This is a genomic window from Nocardia alba NBRC 108234, from assembly GCF_001612665.1.
Classification (GTDB): domain Bacteria; phylum Actinomycetota; class Actinomycetes; order Mycobacteriales; family Mycobacteriaceae; genus Nocardia; species Nocardia alba.
In genome coordinates, this window is record NZ_BDAX01000007.1 from 1 (window position 1) to 15,170 (window position 15,170).

The 15,170-nt window shown below is 69.1% G+C and carries 16 protein-coding genes; 8 read left to right on the forward strand and 8 right to left on the reverse strand.

The window, feature by feature from the left end; genetic code table 11:
• Nucleotides 1-426: 426 nt before the first annotated feature.
• Together NA12_RS09440 and pdxH are read right to left on the reverse strand one after the other, a co-directional pair.
• The gene (locus tag NA12_RS09440; RefSeq protein WP_371855983.1) at nt 427-1,710 is read right to left on the reverse strand and encodes an MFS transporter; all 1,284 of its coding nucleotides are present in this window, start codon (nt 1,708-1,710) and stop codon (nt 427-429) included.
• A 68-nt stretch (nt 1,711-1,778) separates the two neighbouring features.
• Nucleotides 1,779-2,483 (reverse strand): pyridoxamine 5'-phosphate oxidase, encoded by a 705-nt coding sequence (gene pdxH / locus NA12_RS09445; protein WP_067448462.1) that lies wholly within the window; start codon nt 2,481-2,483, stop codon nt 1,779-1,781.
• Between the two features lie 76 nt (nt 2,484-2,559).
• Here pdxH and NA12_RS09450 point away from each other — a divergent pair, with 76 nt between their 5' ends.
• Together NA12_RS09450 and NA12_RS09455 are read left to right on the forward strand one after the other, a co-directional pair.
• On the forward strand, nt 2,560-3,684 hold the full coding sequence (locus NA12_RS09450) for a citrate synthase 2 (RefSeq protein WP_067448464.1): 1,125 nt from the start codon (nt 2,560-2,562) through the stop codon (nt 3,682-3,684).
• Nucleotides 3,685-3,879: 195 nt separating this feature from the next.
• Complete coding sequence (locus NA12_RS09455; protein ID WP_243655035.1) at nt 3,880-4,737, forward strand: polysaccharide deacetylase family protein; 858 nt, start codon at nt 3,880-3,882, stop codon at nt 4,735-4,737.
• A 33-nt stretch (nt 4,738-4,770) separates the two neighbouring features.
• Here the strand turns inward: NA12_RS09455 and NA12_RS09460 are convergent, their stop codons facing one another.
• A complete protein-coding gene (locus tag NA12_RS09460) occupies nt 4,771-5,409 on the reverse strand; it encodes a hypothetical protein (RefSeq protein ID WP_067448466.1) in 639 nt (212 codons plus the stop codon).
• Nucleotides 5,410-5,476: 67 nt separating this feature from the next.
• On the reverse strand, nt 5,477-6,148 hold the full coding sequence (locus NA12_RS09465) for a TetR/AcrR family transcriptional regulator (protein WP_243655034.1): 672 nt from the start codon (nt 6,146-6,148) through the stop codon (nt 5,477-5,479).
• An 80-nt stretch (nt 6,149-6,228) separates the two neighbouring features.
• Here NA12_RS09465 and NA12_RS09470 point away from each other — a divergent pair, with 80 nt between their 5' ends.
• From NA12_RS09470 to NA12_RS09485, 4 genes are all read left to right on the forward strand, one after another.
• Nucleotides 6,229-7,353 (forward strand): FAD-dependent oxidoreductase, encoded by a 1,125-nt coding sequence (locus NA12_RS09470; RefSeq protein ID WP_067448470.1) that lies wholly within the window; start codon nt 6,229-6,231, stop codon nt 7,351-7,353.
• 95 nt (nt 7,354-7,448) lie between these two features.
• On the forward strand, nt 7,449-8,570 hold the full coding sequence (gene serC, locus NA12_RS09475) for a phosphoserine transaminase (protein ID WP_067448472.1): 1,122 nt from the start codon (nt 7,449-7,451) through the stop codon (nt 8,568-8,570).
• Nucleotides 8,571-8,891: 321 nt separating this feature from the next.
• Nucleotides 8,892-9,911: a septation protein SepH gene (sepH, locus tag NA12_RS09480; RefSeq protein ID WP_067448473.1), complete on the forward strand. Its 1,020-nt coding sequence runs from the start codon at nt 8,892-8,894 to the stop codon at nt 9,909-9,911.
• A gap of 140 nt (nt 9,912-10,051) precedes the next feature.
• A complete protein-coding gene (locus NA12_RS09485; protein ID WP_067448475.1) occupies nt 10,052-10,789 on the forward strand; it encodes a DUF6928 family protein in 738 nt (245 codons plus the stop codon).
• Between the two features lie 3 nt (nt 10,790-10,792).
• On the opposite strand, the gene NA12_RS09490 is transcribed toward NA12_RS09485, so the two are convergent.
• Together NA12_RS09490 and NA12_RS09495 are read right to left on the reverse strand one after the other, a co-directional pair.
• On the reverse strand, nt 10,793-11,092 hold the full coding sequence (locus NA12_RS09490) for a DUF2537 domain-containing protein (RefSeq protein WP_067448478.1): 300 nt from the start codon (nt 11,090-11,092) through the stop codon (nt 10,793-10,795).
• A complete protein-coding gene (locus tag NA12_RS09495; RefSeq protein WP_067448480.1) occupies nt 11,089-11,892 on the reverse strand; it encodes a TrmH family RNA methyltransferase in 804 nt (267 codons plus the stop codon). Before NA12_RS09495 ends, NA12_RS09490 begins: the two co-directional genes overlap by 4 nt.
• Before the next feature lie 25 nt (nt 11,893-11,917).
• Here NA12_RS09495 and NA12_RS09500 point away from each other — a divergent pair, with 25 nt between their 5' ends.
• A complete protein-coding gene (locus tag NA12_RS09500; protein ID WP_067448482.1) occupies nt 11,918-12,310 on the forward strand; it encodes a YccF domain-containing protein in 393 nt (130 codons plus the stop codon).
• Nucleotides 12,311-12,319: 9 nt separating this feature from the next.
• On the opposite strand, the gene NA12_RS09505 is transcribed toward NA12_RS09500, so the two are convergent.
• Nucleotides 12,320-12,751, reverse strand: coding sequence for a MarR family winged helix-turn-helix transcriptional regulator (locus tag NA12_RS09505; RefSeq protein ID WP_067448484.1), 432 nt, complete (start codon nt 12,749-12,751; stop codon nt 12,320-12,322).
• Nucleotides 12,752-12,819: 68 nt separating this feature from the next.
• On the opposite strand from NA12_RS09505, the gene NA12_RS09510 reads away from it, so the two are divergent.
• Complete coding sequence (locus tag NA12_RS09510) at nt 12,820-13,080, forward strand: DUF2530 domain-containing protein (RefSeq protein ID WP_067448487.1); 261 nt, start codon at nt 12,820-12,822, stop codon at nt 13,078-13,080.
• On the opposite strand, the gene NA12_RS09515 is transcribed toward NA12_RS09510, so the two are convergent.
• Entirely contained in the window at nt 13,077-15,101 is a 2,025-nt protein-coding gene (locus NA12_RS09515; RefSeq protein WP_067448489.1) for a neutral/alkaline non-lysosomal ceramidase N-terminal domain-containing protein, read from the reverse strand. The two genes, NA12_RS09510 and NA12_RS09515, sit on opposite strands and share 4 nt — an antisense overlap.
• Nucleotides 15,102-15,170: the final 69 nt, after the last annotated feature.

Sequence of the window (15,170 nt, forward strand, 5' to 3'; positions counted from 1 at the left end):
AAGTCGAGCCCGTCGTTACCCTCCGCGGCCTTGGTGACCGAGATCGGGAACTCGCCACCGGGGTACTGCAGTACCGCCTTGGCGTCTTCGGTGACGTTGGTGATGTTCTCAGCGGGCACGGAAGGATCCCTCTCAGGCTAGTTGAGATTCTCGCCAGGCCCTGAAACCCGGCGCCGAACCGTAGGCACCTATGCGGTCGGCACAGGCACGCTCGGATGTAACGCTAACTCTTGTTGGGCGCGGATGAGCAATCAGGGTTGCCGTGCGCTGTTCTCACACCGGATCCACCGGGCGGTGAGGTGGTCGGCGACCGGCCGACCAGCGGCGATCCCGGCTTTGCCGCCGCCGGAACCGGGTCGATCTCCGAGCCCTGCGCACACCCTGCGCCGATGCGCACCGATCTCACGTATTGCGTTCGCGCACAAGTCATTTCGTGGCCATTTCGGTGTGCGAGCGAGTCACCCGATAGCGAACGAAGGCGGGAAAGGCCAACGCGGCGATCACCACGCCGATCACCACGAGAACGCCGCCACCGGCCGCCGCAACAGCGGTACCCATGCTCGCCGCGGCGAAACCGTGGGCAACGTCACCGATCCGCGGCCCACCTGCGACGACCACGATGAACACCCCTTGCAACCGCCCGCGCATCTCGTCGGTGGAGACGTTGAGCAACATCGCCGTGCGAAAGGCCGCCGAGACCATGTCGACGGCGCCGCCGAACGCCAGGAAGGCCACTGCGATCCACAGCCACACGCCCAGCCCGAACCAGTGCCCGGCCAACCCCACCGCGAGCCCGAAGCCGACCATCGCCACACCCCACAGCGCGATGCACACGATCACCGCCAGCCCCTGCCTGCGCACCCGGGGTATCCACCCGGAGAACACGCCACCGATCACCGAACCCGCGGCGATGGCCGCGAACAGCAGGCCCAGCGCCACCCCGCCCTCGGCCGGATCGTGGAAGGTCTCGTGGGCGATCTGCGGGAACAGGGCGCGCGGCATGCCGAACACCATGGCGATGATGTCGACGACGAACGAGGCGAGCAGGATGCGCTGGGCACCGAGATAGCGGAAACCGTCGAGTACGGCGCGCAGCCCGGCCCGGCGCTGCTCGCCGGTCGGCGGGAAGGCGGGTAGTCGCCACACCGCCCACAGCGTCGCGAGCAGGGCGATCGAGTCGATCAGATACAGCATCGGCAGGCCGATGACCGGGATCAGCACACCGGCCAGCACCGGCCCCGCGATCATGCCGACGTTCTGCACGGTCATGCTGAGGGAACTGGCCGAGGCCATCAACTCCGGCGGCAGCAATCGGGCGATGAGGGCGCTGCGGGTGGGCTGGTTGACCGCGAAGAACGCCTGCTGGGTGGCGAACAGCCCGAGCACCAGCCACACATTGTTCAGGCCGAGCGCCGCCTGAACCCAGAACGCGACCGCGGTCAGACCGGTGCCCGCGGTGGTGAAGACGAGCAGGGTTCGACGGTCCATCACATCGGCGAGCGCCCCACCCCACAGCCCGAAGACCACCAGCGGAACCAGGCCGAACAGACCGGCCAGCCCGACGTAGCCGGAGCTGCCGGTGATCTGGAAGATCTGCTGCGGAACCGCGACCACCGAGAGCTGCGCGCCGATGACGGTGACGATATTGGTGGTCCACAACCGGCGATAGTCACGATTTCGCAGGGGTTCGGTGTCGGCGAGCAGCTTCACTCGCCGCAGATTAGCGACTACCGGCCGGTCATCCCATGTTTGGGCGCAGTGACATAGACCACCGCTCGTTACGGCTGCAAACGTTCGACCGTTGTGGTCTGTCCGTCGATCCGCACCACGATGCGGTTGTGCAGTCTGCCGCGCCTGCCCTGCCAGAACTCCACCTCGTCGGGGCGCAGCAGGTAGCCGCCCCAGAACGGGGGCACGGGGATGTCGTCGACATCGGCGAACCGCGCGGTCGTCTCGGCCAGCACGCGATCGAGCTCCGCGCGCGAGGCCACCGGCCGTGACTGCCGCGAAGCCCACGCGCCCAGCCGCGACTCGCGGGGGCGCGCCGCCCAGTAGGCCGCGGTCACCTCGGCGGACACCCGCTCGGTCACGCCGCGCACATGTACCTGCCTGGCGAGCGCGGGCCAGACGAAACTCGCCGCCGCGTACGGGTCGGCGGCGAGCTGGGTGCCCTTGGCCGAGTCGTAGTTCGTGTAGAAGGTGACGCCCTCGGGCGAGAGGCCCTTGCACAGGACCGTGCGCGCCACCGGTCGCGGCGCGGGTCCGGTCAGCGAGACCGTGGCGAGCACCATCGCGTTGGGTTCGGCGACGCCGACCGCTCGCGCCTGCTCGATCCAGCCGCGCAACAACGGCTCCCAGCCACCGGCCACCCAGGTCTCGTCGAGATCGGTTTCCTCGGCCGGAATCACCAGCGGGTCGCCGTAGTCGACACGCATCGCGGCGAGGTCGGACGCGGAGGTCGCGGCGGGGTCCAGGTCACGCATAGGGGCGAGATTACTCCGCGGTACGTCCGGGTCTAGGGTTCAGAAATATCGGCATGCCCCTGCAAGGAGAGTCACCATGACTACCAGCTCGGTACCACAGGATTTCGTCAGCGGATTGGAAGGCGTGGTGGCCTTCACCACCGACATCGCCGAGCCGGACAAGGACGGTGGCGCGCTGCGATATCGCGGCGTCGACATTCAGGATCTGGTTTCCGACCGAGTGACCTTCGGCGACGTGTGGGCCCTGCTCGTCGACGGTGAGTTCGGGCGCGGCCTGCCGCCCGCCGAGCCCTTCCCGCTGCCGGTGCACACCGGCGATGTGCGCGTGGACGTGCAGGCGGGCCTGGCCATGCTCGCCCCGATCTGGGGCTACGAGCCGCTGCTCGACATCGACGACGAGACCGCCCGCGAGAATCTCGCCCGCGCCTCGGTGATGGCGCTGTCGTACGTGGCGCAGTCCGCGCGCGGCATCTATCAGCCCGCAGTTCCGCAGCGCAAGATCGACGAGTGCGACACCGTCACCGAGCGCTTCATGACCCGCTGGAAGGGCGACCCGGACCCGCGCCACACCGAGGCGATCGACGCCTACTGGGTGTCCGCGGCCGAGCACGGCATGAACGCCTCCACCTTCACCGCCCGCGTCATCGCCTCCACCGGCGCCGACGTGGCGGCGTCGCTGTCCGGCGCGATCGGCGCCATGTCGGGCCCGCTGCACGGCGGCGCCCCGGCGCGCGTGCTGCCGATGATCGAGGCCGTCGAGCAGTCCGGTGACGCGCGTGCGCTGGTCAAGGGCATCCTGGATCGCAAAGAGAAGCTGATGGGCTTCGGTCACCGCGTGTACCGCGCCGAGGACCCCCGCGCCCGCGTGCTGCGCGCCACCGCCCAGCGCCTGGACGCGCCGCGCTTCGAGGTGGCCGCCGCGCTGGAGCAGGCCGCGCTGGCCGAGCTGCGCGAGCGTCGCCCGGATCGCGCCATCGAGACCAACGTCGAGTTCTGGGCCGCGGTGATCCTCGACTTCGCCGAGGTCCCCGCCCACATGATGCCCGCGATGTTCACCTGTGGCCGGACCGCCGGTTGGTGCGCCCATATCCTCGAGCAGAAGCAGCTGGGCAAGCTGGTTCGCCCCGCGGCGATCTACACCGGCCCCGGCCCCCGCACCCCCGCCGAGGTTCCGGGCTGGGCGGCCATCGTCGGCAACTGACCCTTCCGACTCGCGACCGGGCGTCGACAGCCATCTCGGCTGTCGACGCCCGGTCGTTTTCGAGCTACCGGCAGTTCGGCTGCCGGCAAACTCGCGGCGTGATGATCTGCCGACGCCGTCCGGATGGGCTGAAATCCGGATGGGTGGTAGTTCTCGGCGGTACGGTTCTGTCGAGTTGATCGACAGAGGTGGGCTGTGCACAACGCGGGTATCTCCCGACGCGCGATATTCGGCGTCGGCGCCGCGCTCGCGATGGGCGTTCTCACGGGATGCACTGTGGCGCAAGGTGATTCGGCCACACCACGAGTAGCGGACGACATCGCGCCGGTCCGCCCGATCTCGAATGTCATGCCCCCGCCACCGGTCTCCCCCGCCGCTGTCGCCGCCCGCCACGCCGGTGCGCACCCGCAGTCGTGGGGCGTGGACCTGCCGGGCATCACCAGTAGCTTTCCCGCGGCAGGCAAACAGTTCGCGCTCACGTTCGACGCGTGCGGCGGTCCCGGCAACAGCGACATCGACCAGGCGCTGATCGACCTGCTGATCGCCGAGCGGATCCCGTCCACCCTGTTCCTCAACAAGCGCTGGATCGACGCCGACCCGGCCCGGGTCCAGCGACTCGCGGCGAATCCGCTGTTCGAGCTGGCCAATCACGGTGGCGCCCACAAGCCGCTCTCGGTGTCGGGGCGGTCCGCCTACAAGGTCGCGGGCACCGCCTCCGCCGAGGAGGCCGTCTACGAGGTCTGGGACAACCACCAGCGGATCCTCGAACTCACCGGCCGCGCACCGCGATTCTTTCGCGCCGGCACCGCGCACTACGACGAGGTCGCGGTCGAGATCGTGCGCGAACTGGGCGAGACCCCACTGGGTTTCACCGTCAACGCCGACTTCGGGGCGACCGCCGGCGCGACACAGGTCCAGCGCGCGATGAGCGCGGCTGCGCCCGGCGGCATCGCGCTGGGACACATGCACCGCCCCCGATCGGGTACCGCGGCCGGGATGGCCGCGGCGCTCCCGGCGCTGCGCGCGGCGGGCTTCACGTTCGTGCACCTGTAGCGAACGCGGAGCACGGCCCGTGACCGCACGCGCCTAGCGGGTCAGCGACGCGAAGTCGATCGCGACCGAGGCGCCACGGTCGACGGTGACGAACGCCGCCGTCAACCGTGTTCCGAGGTCGATCTGGCCGATCGCCGAGAGCGGCACCGGCTGGATCAGGCGCACCCGCCACGGCGACGGCTCGTCGATGGCCCGCAGCTCGAGATCGAGCCGCAGCACCGGGTCCTCGCGACCGGTGTAGTCCGCCGCGATCGGCGCCACCGCGAGCACGGTCGCTTCCGCTCGCCGACCGTCGGCCAGGATCTTGGCCGCGGCCTTGCGCCCCGATTCCGGCGCCGCCGGCACGAACAGCACCACCCGCTCCCGGTCTCCCGGGTCCACCCGGCAGCCGACCACGTCGCCGACCTGCATCCATTCCAGGTCCTGGCTACGCACCCGCTGCCGTACTCGCGCGTCGTAGGCCAGCTGTCCCGGCACCGACACGCGCACGCTGAACCGGTAGCCGCCCTCCCCGCGGCGCGTCCATACCGACAGCACGCTCGCCATCGCGGGCAGCCCCCTGATCAGCAGTTCCCGCGCCGCCCCCTCCGACAGCTTCCTCGGCCGCCGCCCGAAAGCCCACGCGCACCGGTCGAGCAGGGTCGGACCCGAGTCGACCACAACGAGGCTCATGGCAGCAGGGTAATGCGAACGCCCTTCGCGCAGGGGCAAATTCCCCGCGCCCGCCGCATCCGCGCGATCAGGCGAGGGCGGCGATCCCGGCGAGGATGAAATCGATTCCGGCGAGGAATTGTTCGCGGTCGTCGTGCTCACGCAGTTGCTCGGCGATCTGATGGGCGAAGGGGAATTCCGCGGGGTCGTGCTGTGTCCAGCGGGCGGCGACGACCGCGAGGAAGGCCGAGCGGTCGCCCTGGTGCGTATCGAGTCGAGCGTTCGCCGCGTTCTGCCCGGCGACGCCGAGGATGTAGTTCACCAGCGCGGACGCGGCATAGAACTGCGACCGCTCGGGGACGTCGAGTATCCGCAACTGCGCGCCGACGCGCTCGTAGATCCGCAGCATGGCGGACTGCCACGGCTCCCGGACGAGCTGGGCGCCGACCCATGGGTGGGCGTCGATCGCGTCGAACATCCCGAGCGCGACGGCACGGATCGCGGCGAAGGGCTCCGCGCTGTTGTCCGAGCTCGTGAGGACACCGGCGATGACGTCGTCGGACGCGGCGACGAGCAGGTCGCTCTTGTTCTCGACATGCCAGTAGATCGCCCCGCTGCCGGTCTCCAGCCGCGCAGCCAGCGCGCGGAAGGTGAGCGCTCGTTCGCCGTCTGCGTCGAGGATCTCGATCGCGGCGTCCACGATCCGCTGCTTCGTCAGCGCGTCGGCGCGCCGGGTGGTCCGTTGAGCACGTGTCGCCATGCACACCATCTTGACACTTATGGAACGACGTTCCAAACTGGACGTATGGAACGTCGTTCCATACAACGAAAGGAATCACCATGACCACCACAGTCACGATCATCGGCGCAGGTCTCGGCGGCCTCACGCTGGCCAGAGTCCTCCACGTCCACGGCATCGCCGCGACGGTCTACGAGGCCGAGCCCTCGGCGGGCGCTCGCACCCAGGGCGGCCAGCTCGACATCCACGAACACGACGGTCAGCGCGCGCTGGCCGAAGCGGGCCTCACCGCCGAGTTCCGCGCGATCATCCACCAGGGCGGCGCGGCCTCCCGGATTCTCGACCGGCACGCGAAACTGCTTCTCGACGAGCCCGACGACGGCGACACCGGGCGCCCCGAAGTACTGCGCGGCGACCTACGACGGATCCTGCTCGACGCCCTGCCCGCGGACACGGTCCGGTGGGGCAAGAAATTGACCGAGGTCACCGCCCTCGGCGACGGCCGTCACGAGCTGACTTTCGCCGACGGGACAACCGCTCGCACCGAACTCCTCGTCGGCGCCGACGGCGCCTGGTCGCGCATCCGCCCGCTGCTCTCGGACGCGCGGCCCCGATACGCGGGCGCGGTCTTCATCGAGACCTACCTCCACGACGTCGATGAGCGGCACCCCGCGGTCGCCGAAGTGGTCGGCGACGGCGCGATGTTCGCCCTGGCCCCCGGTCATGGCATCTCCGCACACCGCGAAGCGGACGGTGTCGTACACACCTACGCCCAACTCGCCCGTCCCGCCGACTGGCTCGACGGTATCGACTTCGCCGACCCCACCGCCGCACTCGCCCGGGTAGCGGCCGAATTCGACGGATGGGCGCCCGAACTCACCGCGCTGATCACCGACGGCGACACCCCGCCGGTCGCGCGCACGATCAACACCCTCCCCACCGGCCACCGCTGGGACCGCACCCCCGGCGTGACCCTGCTCGGCGACGCCGCGCACCTGGCGCCGCCCGCGGGCGAGGGCGCCAACCTCGCCATGCTCGACGGCGCCGAACTCGCCTCGGCGATCGCCGCGCACCCCGGCGACGGCGAAGCCGCGCTCACCGCCTACGAGGCGGCGCTGTTCCCCCGCGGCGCGACAGCGGCCTCGGACGCGCACCGCATCCTCGACCTGTGCGTCGGCGATAGCGCGCCGTTCGGACTGGTCGACTTCATGACAGGTGTCTCCTGAGGATCGGCGGCGCGTGCGAGTGGGCCGCCTCACAGCCGCTTCCCGACCCGCCCCCGTGCGCGTGGGAGCTTCGGCTGACCACTAAACTCGCCCCCATGACCAGTGCGTTCCCGACAATTCCCGCTGACCTCAAGCCCGCCGACGGACGGTTCGGCTGCGGCCCCTCCAAGGTCCGCCCGGAGCAGCTGCAGTCCCTGGTGACTGTCGGTGCCTCGGTCTTCGGCACCTCGCATCGCCAGAAGCCGGTCAAGGACGTGGTCGCCCGCGTTCGCAACGGCCTGCGCGAGCTGTTCTCCCTGCCCGACGGCTACGAGGTCGTGCTCGGCAACGGCGGCACCACCGCGTTCTGGGATGCCGCCGCCTTCGGCCTGATCCGCGAGCGCTCGCTGCACCTGACCAACGGCGAGTTCTCCTCGAAGTTCGCCTCGGTCGCCAAGGGCAACCCCTTCATCGGCGACCCGATCGTCGTCAAGGCCGAGCCGGGCAGCGCGCCCGAGCCCGTGTCGGACCCGTCGGTCGACCTCATCGGCTGGGCCCACAACGAGACCTCCACCGGCGTGTCCATCCCCGTGTCGCGTCCGGCCGGTTCGGAGAACGCCCTCATCGCCATCGACGCCACCTCGGGCGCGGGCGGTCTGCCGGTGAACATCGCCGACTCCGACGTCTACTACTTCGCCCCGCAGAAGTGCTTCGCCGCCGACGGTGGCCTGTGGATCGCGATCATGAGCCCGGCCGCGCTGGCCCGAGTCGCCGAGATCAAGGAATCGGGTCGCTGGACCCCGGAGTTCCTTTCGCTGCCGATCGCGGTCGACAACTCCTCCAAGGACCAGACCTACAACACCCCGGCGCTGGCCACCCTGCTGCTGTTCGCCGACCAGATCGAGTGGATGAACGCCAACGGCGGCCTCGACTGGACCGTGAAGCGCACCCTGGATTCGTCCTCGCGCCTGTACTCGTGGGCCGAGTCGAGCTCCTTCGCCACCCCGTACGTGTCGAACCCGGCGCACCGCTCGCAGGTCGTGGGCACCATCGACTTCGACGACGCGGTCGACGCGGCCCAGGTCGCCAAGATCCTGCGCGCCAACGGCATCGTCGACACCGAGCCCTACCGCAAGCTGGGCCGTAACCAGCTGCGCGTCGGTATGTTCCCGGCGATCGACCCGGAAGATGTTTCGCAGCTGACCCGTTCGATCGACTGGGTCGTCGGTCAGCTCTGAGATAAGACCGCGATAGGGCCGGCGCCCCGCGAACACATTCGGTTCGCGGGGCGCCGGCTCTTCTTTGTCAGACTGCACACATTCGCAACATTCGCCGAGTTTTGACAGATCTCGGTACCGATATTTGATGTTGATCTATCACTAAAACCCCTGCACACAAGCGGAATTCGGGGGGTGAGCCGCTCAGATTAGCCCCCTGGGCACGGCTGGCGCGCGATTTAAGTCGTGCGTGTCTGCTGCGGCGGCCAAGTAATGTGCACTACTGTCTAGGAAAGTGGGCGGTGTCCTCACAGACGGAGCCGACGCGATAAGGAGGTAACGGTGCGTGAACTTCGAGTGATCGGGGTGACGCCCGACTCCACGCACATCGTGTGCAGCGACACCGAGTCCGGTACCAAGTTCCGGTTGCCCGCCGACGACAAGCTCCGCGCGGCGGCGCGCGGCGACCTCGCACGATTCGGCCAGATCGAAATCGAAACGGAGGCGACTATGCGTCCTCGCGATATCCAGGCCCGTATTCGCGCTGGAGCGTCCGTCGAGCAGGTCACCGCAGAGTCCGGCATGCCGGAATCCAAAGTCGAACGATTCGCCTACCCCGTCCTGCTCGAGCGTGCGCGCGCAGCCGAATTGGCGCAGAAGGCGCACCCGGTGCGCCCCGACGGCCCCTCGGTGGAAACGCTGCACGAGATCGTCACGGCGGCCTTCGCCGAGCGTGGCCACACCATCGAACAGGCCGAGTGGGACGCCTGGAAAGACGAAAAGGGTTTCTGGGTCGCCCAATTGCAGTGGCGGCACGGTCATTCCGAGATCGCCGCGCATTGGCGCTACCAGCCCGACGCGCACGGCGGCTCGGTGTCCCCGCTCGACGATCCGGCCAACGACCTGATCGATCCCGACTTCGGCCGGGCGCTGCGCGGATTGGCGACGATCCTGCCCACACCGGTTCCGGCCGCCTCGCCGGTGCCCGAACCACCGACTCCGGTGGAGCCGCGTCCGCGCGAGCAGATCGCCGCGCGTGCGCAGACTCGTCCGGCGCCGACCATGGACGAGTACTACGAGCAGCGCCAGGTCGCGGCAGGCGGTGGGACAGCGACGATTCCGGCCGCGGCCATCCCCACGGCGCCGATACCCACGGCACCGATCCCGGCCGCTCCCAAGCCCGCTGCCCCGAAGCCCGCTGTTCCCCCCGTGCCGAGCCAGCCCGCGGCGATGGTGGACAAGCCCGCCGAGGAGCCGGTAGCGGAGAAGCCCGCACCGAAACCCGCGCGTACCAAACGCGGCAAGGCGCCCATGCCGTCATGGGAAGACGTTCTGCTGGGCGTCCGCAGCTCCGGCAACTGACGTCGCGCCTGCGAGGACTCGGGTAACGCACCGGCGAGTCACCTCACGCAATCTGAAAACCGCTGGGCGCCGACGTTAGGTGTTCCGCTGCCCGAATCTTCGGGCAGCGGAACAGCATCGGTCTGGATGGGAGGTGGCTGATGTCCGCGGCTTCCACGCTGTGGTATGTGGATACCCCGGATCCCGTTGCCGTGCTGCGGGGACAGGTCGAGTCCGATCCTGTCGCCGCGGCGGCATTGGCCGGACAGTTGTACGCCGACCACGACGTTCGGCCACACATGGTCGGAACGCTGGCCGGGTGTGCCGCACCGGATCGGGACGAGGTCTACATCGGGTGCTATCCGGGGTTGACCGTGGTGTGCACGGCCGAGGCCGCGCTGGTGCACCCGACGAAGCTGCCCGATCTGCTGGTGCGCCCGCTCGCGTCCGAGCACACCTACCTCGTGTCCTACGACGCGACACTGCACTGGGGTGCGTTCGCGCATTGGGAGCGTGGCGAATTCCGGCGCTCGTTCAGTTCCACCCGGGTGGACATTCTCGAGAACGAAGGGCTGCCGATGGTGTGGGAACGCACCTTCTGGGCGGGTGAGCATCCGGTGCCATGGCGGGGTTCGGACCATCCCGAACCGCAGTCGCTGCCGTTCGATCCACCGGATTTCGCCGATGCCGCCAATGCGCAGTGGCTCGGTTTCCGCTACCTCGCCCCGGCAGCCCCCGGCGGTTTCGCCGCAGGCGAGTTGTCGGTCTGCGGTTTCACGCTCTATCCGAAGGGCCAGGCGCCGCAGCAGCGCGCGCTGGTGGACAGTCGGAGTGCGGCGACGCGGCGCAAGCGCGGGCTCTTGCTCGGGTGGTGGCGCGGCGTCGATCGGGTGCTGTGACGCTCAGCTGAGCTGGTAGACGATCACGGCGATCCAGCCGAGCACCACCGCCGCGGCCGCCCCGGCCAGCACCCACCGCACCACCGGCGTGAACCGCCAACGCCACGCCGTCGGCGCCACCCCGCCCGCCGCCACCACGTTCACCCCGATCGCCAGCAGCGGATTGACCGCGGCCAGCGCACAGCCGAAGGCGTAGACGGCGACCCCGCCGAGCAGCGCGACCAGCACGACAACCGTGCCGCCCGCCGCCCATGGCACCGAATCCGCCTGCGCCCGATACGGTCCCTCACATTCCTGACTCATGCGGTGCGCACCCGCTCGTAGAACGCCATGGCCGCGGCGGTCGCAACATTGAGCGAATCGGTTCCGGGCGACATCGGGATACGCGCGCGAACATCGGTGGCGCGCATGGCTTCTTCGGTCAGTCCGGGCCCTTCGGCGCCGAGCAGCAGCGCCACCCGCTCCCCCGTCATCGCCGTCGCCAGATTCACCGCCGCGGGATTCGGCGTCAACGCGATGAGCTGGAAGCCCCGGTTCCGCACGAGGTCCAGGCTCGCCGGCCACTGCGGCAATTGCGCGAACGGCACCCGCAGCACATGGCCCATCGACACCCGGACCGCCCGCCGGTAGAGCGGGTCGGCGCACCGGTCGCCGAACAGCACCGCGTCCGCGCCGAGCCCGGCGGCGTTGCGGAACATCGAACCCAGGTTCTCGTGATCGTTGACGCCCTCGAGGATCGCCACCGTGCGCGCGCCGTCGAGCACGTCGTCGACGGTGAGTTCGGCCGGACGCGGCGCCACAGCGAGTACGCCGCGGTTGAGGTGGAAGCCGACCACCTGCGCCATCACCTCGGCACTGGCGCGGTAGTACGGCACATCGCGATCGGCGAGATCGTCGGCGAGGGTCTCGAATCGCTTGCCGACCCCGAGCAGGGCGCTCGGCGCGAAACGCGAGTCGAGCATCCGCTGCACGACCACTACGCCCTCGGCGATGACCAGGCCTTTCCGGCCCGGCAGGTCCGGCCTGCGGTCGGCATTGGACAGGTCACGGAAGTCGTCGACGCGCGGGTCGGTGGGGTCCTCGATATCGATCACTTCGGCCACCGGTCAATCCTGGCATGCTGGAAGCATGAAAATTGTCCAGTTGATCTTGAACGTGCTCTGGGTGGTGCTGTGCGGGTTCTGGATGGCGCTGGGGTACCTGCTCGCGGCGCTGATCTGCTTCATCCTGATCGTCACCATCCCGTTCGGGATAGCCTCGCTGCGCCTGGCCGGGTACGTCCTGTGGCCGTTCGGTCGCACGGTCGTCGACAAACCGAGCGCGGGCGCGGGCTCGCTGATCGGCAATGTGATCTGGTTCATCTTCGCGGGCTGGTGGCTGGCGCTGGGCCATGTGTTCACCAGCATCGCGCTGGCGGTGACGATCATCGGCCTGCCGTTCGCGTGGGCGAATCTCAAGCTGGTGCCACTGTCGCTGTTCCCGCTCGGCCATGACGTGGTGTCTGCCGACGAGGTTCGATAATCGAGCCGATCACTCCGATTCGGCGACGATCTGGTTCATGATGCCGACGGCTTCCCCGAGCACCGCGATCTGCTCGGGGCGCAGGCCGGCGAGCTGACCGGTCATCCACACCTCGCGGGCATTGGTCTCGTCGGCGATCAACGCGCGACCGGCGGCCGAGAGCGAGACGATGATCTGTCTGCCGTCGGTCGGGTGTGGGCGGCGCTGGACCAGGGCGAGATCGGAGAGCGAGGCGATGACGCGGGTCATCGACGGTGGTTGCACGCGTTCTTTGCCCGCCAACGCGCCGGGCGTCATCGCGCCGTCACGAGCCAGCGTCGCCAGAGCCGACAGCTGGGTAAGCGAGATCTGCGCATCGGAACGGCGTCCGCGCAGGTGTCTCGTGAGCCGCACGACGGCCAGTGATAGGTCACCGGCCAGGGCGCGGACGTCCGATGGCATTGTCACAGTGCAGAACTCTACGGTAAATCCGGCTGTGCTGACGGGTTTCGCACCGCTACTGTTTGGGTATGGATGCCGGACCTGTCAGTCCCGAGATACCTCAACTGCCCCGAATCCTGGTCGACCCACGCCCCGTGGTGCTGGGTGGCTTCGCCCTCTGGATCATCGCGACCGCGGTCGTCTGGATGACGGCGAGCTGGTCCGATGCCCGCCCGGTGTGCCTGATGGGGCTGGTGGTCGGCGTGCTGGGGTCGTCGATCTTCCTCGCGCAGCGGCGTTCCGCGCGCCGGGGCGACAAAGGCGCCCAGGTGGGTCTCGACACCGACTAGGTCACCGCGAATTCGGCACTGGTGCCGGTGACGGGACGTAGCGTGCCATCGGCGCCCAACGCGTCGACGTAGTGCACGAATCGGTGCAGGCCGGGTTCGGCCTTCGCGGGGATGTCCCAGGTGAAGCGTGCCACCGAGACCGCGGCGCCCGCCGAACGCCAGTGGAAGCGGACGTCCCATTCGCCTTCGTTGGCCACCCGCACCCAGCCCGCCGCGGTCTCGCGCTGTACGTGCAGGAAGGTGTCACCGCGGCGCGGATTGTGTTTCGGATGGGCAGAGACGAATTCGACGGCCGCCTGTTCGCCGCGGCGACAGGCCGTCGGCTGGATCAGGACATCACCGAAGCCACGGCCCGGCGGGGTCGCGTCGGGTCCCGGCGCGACGGCGAAGTTCGGTTGCAGCGCGGAGACATCGCGCGGCGCCGGGCCGCGCTCGACCGACTGTCCCGCGGCGAACGCCCGCGCCAGCCTGGTGAATTCCTGCACATACCCGCACAGCGTGTAGCGGCCGAACAGGGTCGAGGCGCCCTCGTACTGCTGCGCGTCGTATTCCTCCGGCGTGGTGACGTATTCGTGGTAGCTGTTCGAATAGCCCTGGAGCAGGACCTGTTCCAGGTCGACACCGAGCGCCTCGGCCACCGCGCGGCGCACGCGCAGCCCGGCCACGATCGTGAACTCCGCGCCCGCGGCGGCCAGGTAAAGGCCACCGATGCGAATCAGCTGGATCGGCACCACATTCGGAACCCACGGCACGGGCGGCATCAGCCCGAGCGGGGCGAAGATCGCCTTGGGGGCCTGCGCGTCGGCGAGCCAGGCGGGGTGCGGCTGGTCGATGCCGCCGAGGAAGTCGACCATCGGGTTGCGCACGCCCTCGGGGATCGGGCCGCCGGGCAGACCGGGCCCGTCCTCGACGCTGCCCGCGGCCAGCGAGACGCCCGCCGCGGCCGGGGAGGTGCGTCGCGGGGCGCCGTCGGGCGTGAAGCGGCCGTCGATCGCGAGCGCGGCGAGGTCGATGTAGCACAGCATCGAGGCGACCTCGGCCTGCTGCGCGACTCCCCGCGCCGCCGCCGTTTTCGCCGCGTGCTGCTGGCGTTCGCCCAGGATCCTGGTGTTGTCGAACTCGTCGGTGGTCGGTCCGTTGCCGGGCGTGAGGTTGAGATTGGGCGACATGTCACCGGCGTTGGTCTGCGCGAACGCCGCGATGAAGTCGGCGCCGTCGAGGTGGCGGACGCCGTGCTCGAGGTGTTCGGCGGCGTAGCTCGCGTAACCCTTGTTGTCGGAACTGATCAGCCGGTTCGCGTTGGTCATCGAGGTGTTGTGGGTGGCGAACCAGGTGAGCGCCCCGACCTGACGACCGTTTCTGGCGAACGCCAAGGTGGTCACCGCGGGGTCGATCGCCTCGGGGAAGACCGCGCGATCGGCGGCCGGGTTGCGATCGAAGGCCACCCGCGAGCGGTTGACGCTGGCATCGTGGAGTTCCGCGCGGCCCAGGGTGACCGAGCCCGGCGCGAAGTCGGCGTCGGCGGCGACGATCGCCTCGACGATCCCGTCGACCTCGGCGTCGAAGACCTGCTGCTGAAAACCCAGCGTCGCCAGGGTGTAGGCGTAGTCGTGCGCCGATCCACCGCAACTGGCGTGGGTGTGGGTGGAGGTGAGCACGACATTTCGCTCGGAATACCGGTCGCCGAAACGGCGGGCGAGCGCTAGCAGTACCGCCCCGTGCACCGAGGCGAACACCGCGCCGTTCTCCACCGCGACGAACGCGATCCGATATCCCCGCGCGCCGATCACGAACGCGCGGGCGCGGGGGCGCAGATGAATTCCCGCCGTTGTCTGATCGAGTTGGGAGTAGCCCATCATCCCGCATTCCGCGGCGGGGCCCGTGAGGTCGGCACTACCCAGCCCGAATTCGAATCCATCGGGATTCGCTTGCGCGACCGGCATTCCCGTGTTGAAGATGATGGGCGCAACCGTGGCACCCAGTGCCGAGGCGGCGAGCACGGTGCGGCGGGACAGGGACATCGGGCGACTCCTTCGCAACTTCCATTCCGGAGACAACCACATCAACTGGTCAAATGTCCAGCATTTTCT

Bases quoted from the DNA above. Each gene is read 5' to 3' on its own strand.
- NA12_RS09450 (WP_067448464.1), top strand. From the start codon at position 2,560: ATGACTACCAGCTCGGTACCACAGGATTTCGTCAGCGGATTGGAAGGC.
- serC (WP_067448472.1), top strand. From the start codon at position 7,449: ATGACCAGTGCGTTCCCGACAATTCCCGCTGACCTCAAGCCCGCCGAC.
- NA12_RS09465 (WP_243655034.1), bottom strand. From the start codon at position 6,148: ATGGCGACACGTGCTCAACGGACCACCCGGCGCGCCGACGCGCTGACG.
- NA12_RS09470 (WP_067448470.1), top strand. From the start codon at position 6,229: ATGACCACCACAGTCACGATCATCGGCGCAGGTCTCGGCGGCCTCACG.
- NA12_RS09515 (WP_067448489.1), bottom strand. From the start codon at position 15,101: ATGTCCCTGTCCCGCCGCACCGTGCTCGCCGCCTCGGCACTGGGTGCC.
- NA12_RS09490 (WP_067448478.1), bottom strand. From the start codon at position 11,092: ATGAGTCAGGAATGTGAGGGACCGTATCGGGCGCAGGCGGATTCGGTG.
- NA12_RS09460 (WP_067448466.1), bottom strand. From the start codon at position 5,409: ATGAGCCTCGTTGTGGTCGACTCGGGTCCGACCCTGCTCGACCGGTGC.
- NA12_RS09485 (WP_067448475.1), top strand. From the start codon at position 10,052: ATGTCCGCGGCTTCCACGCTGTGGTATGTGGATACCCCGGATCCCGTT.
- NA12_RS09500 (WP_067448482.1), top strand. From the start codon at position 11,918: ATGAAAATTGTCCAGTTGATCTTGAACGTGCTCTGGGTGGTGCTGTGC.
- pdxH (WP_067448462.1), bottom strand. From the start codon at position 2,483: ATGCGTGACCTGGACCCCGCCGCGACCTCCGCGTCCGACCTCGCCGCG.
- NA12_RS09510 (WP_067448487.1), top strand. From the start codon at position 12,820: ATGGATGCCGGACCTGTCAGTCCCGAGATACCTCAACTGCCCCGAATC.
- NA12_RS09505 (WP_067448484.1), bottom strand. From the start codon at position 12,751: ATGCCATCGGACGTCCGCGCCCTGGCCGGTGACCTATCACTGGCCGTC.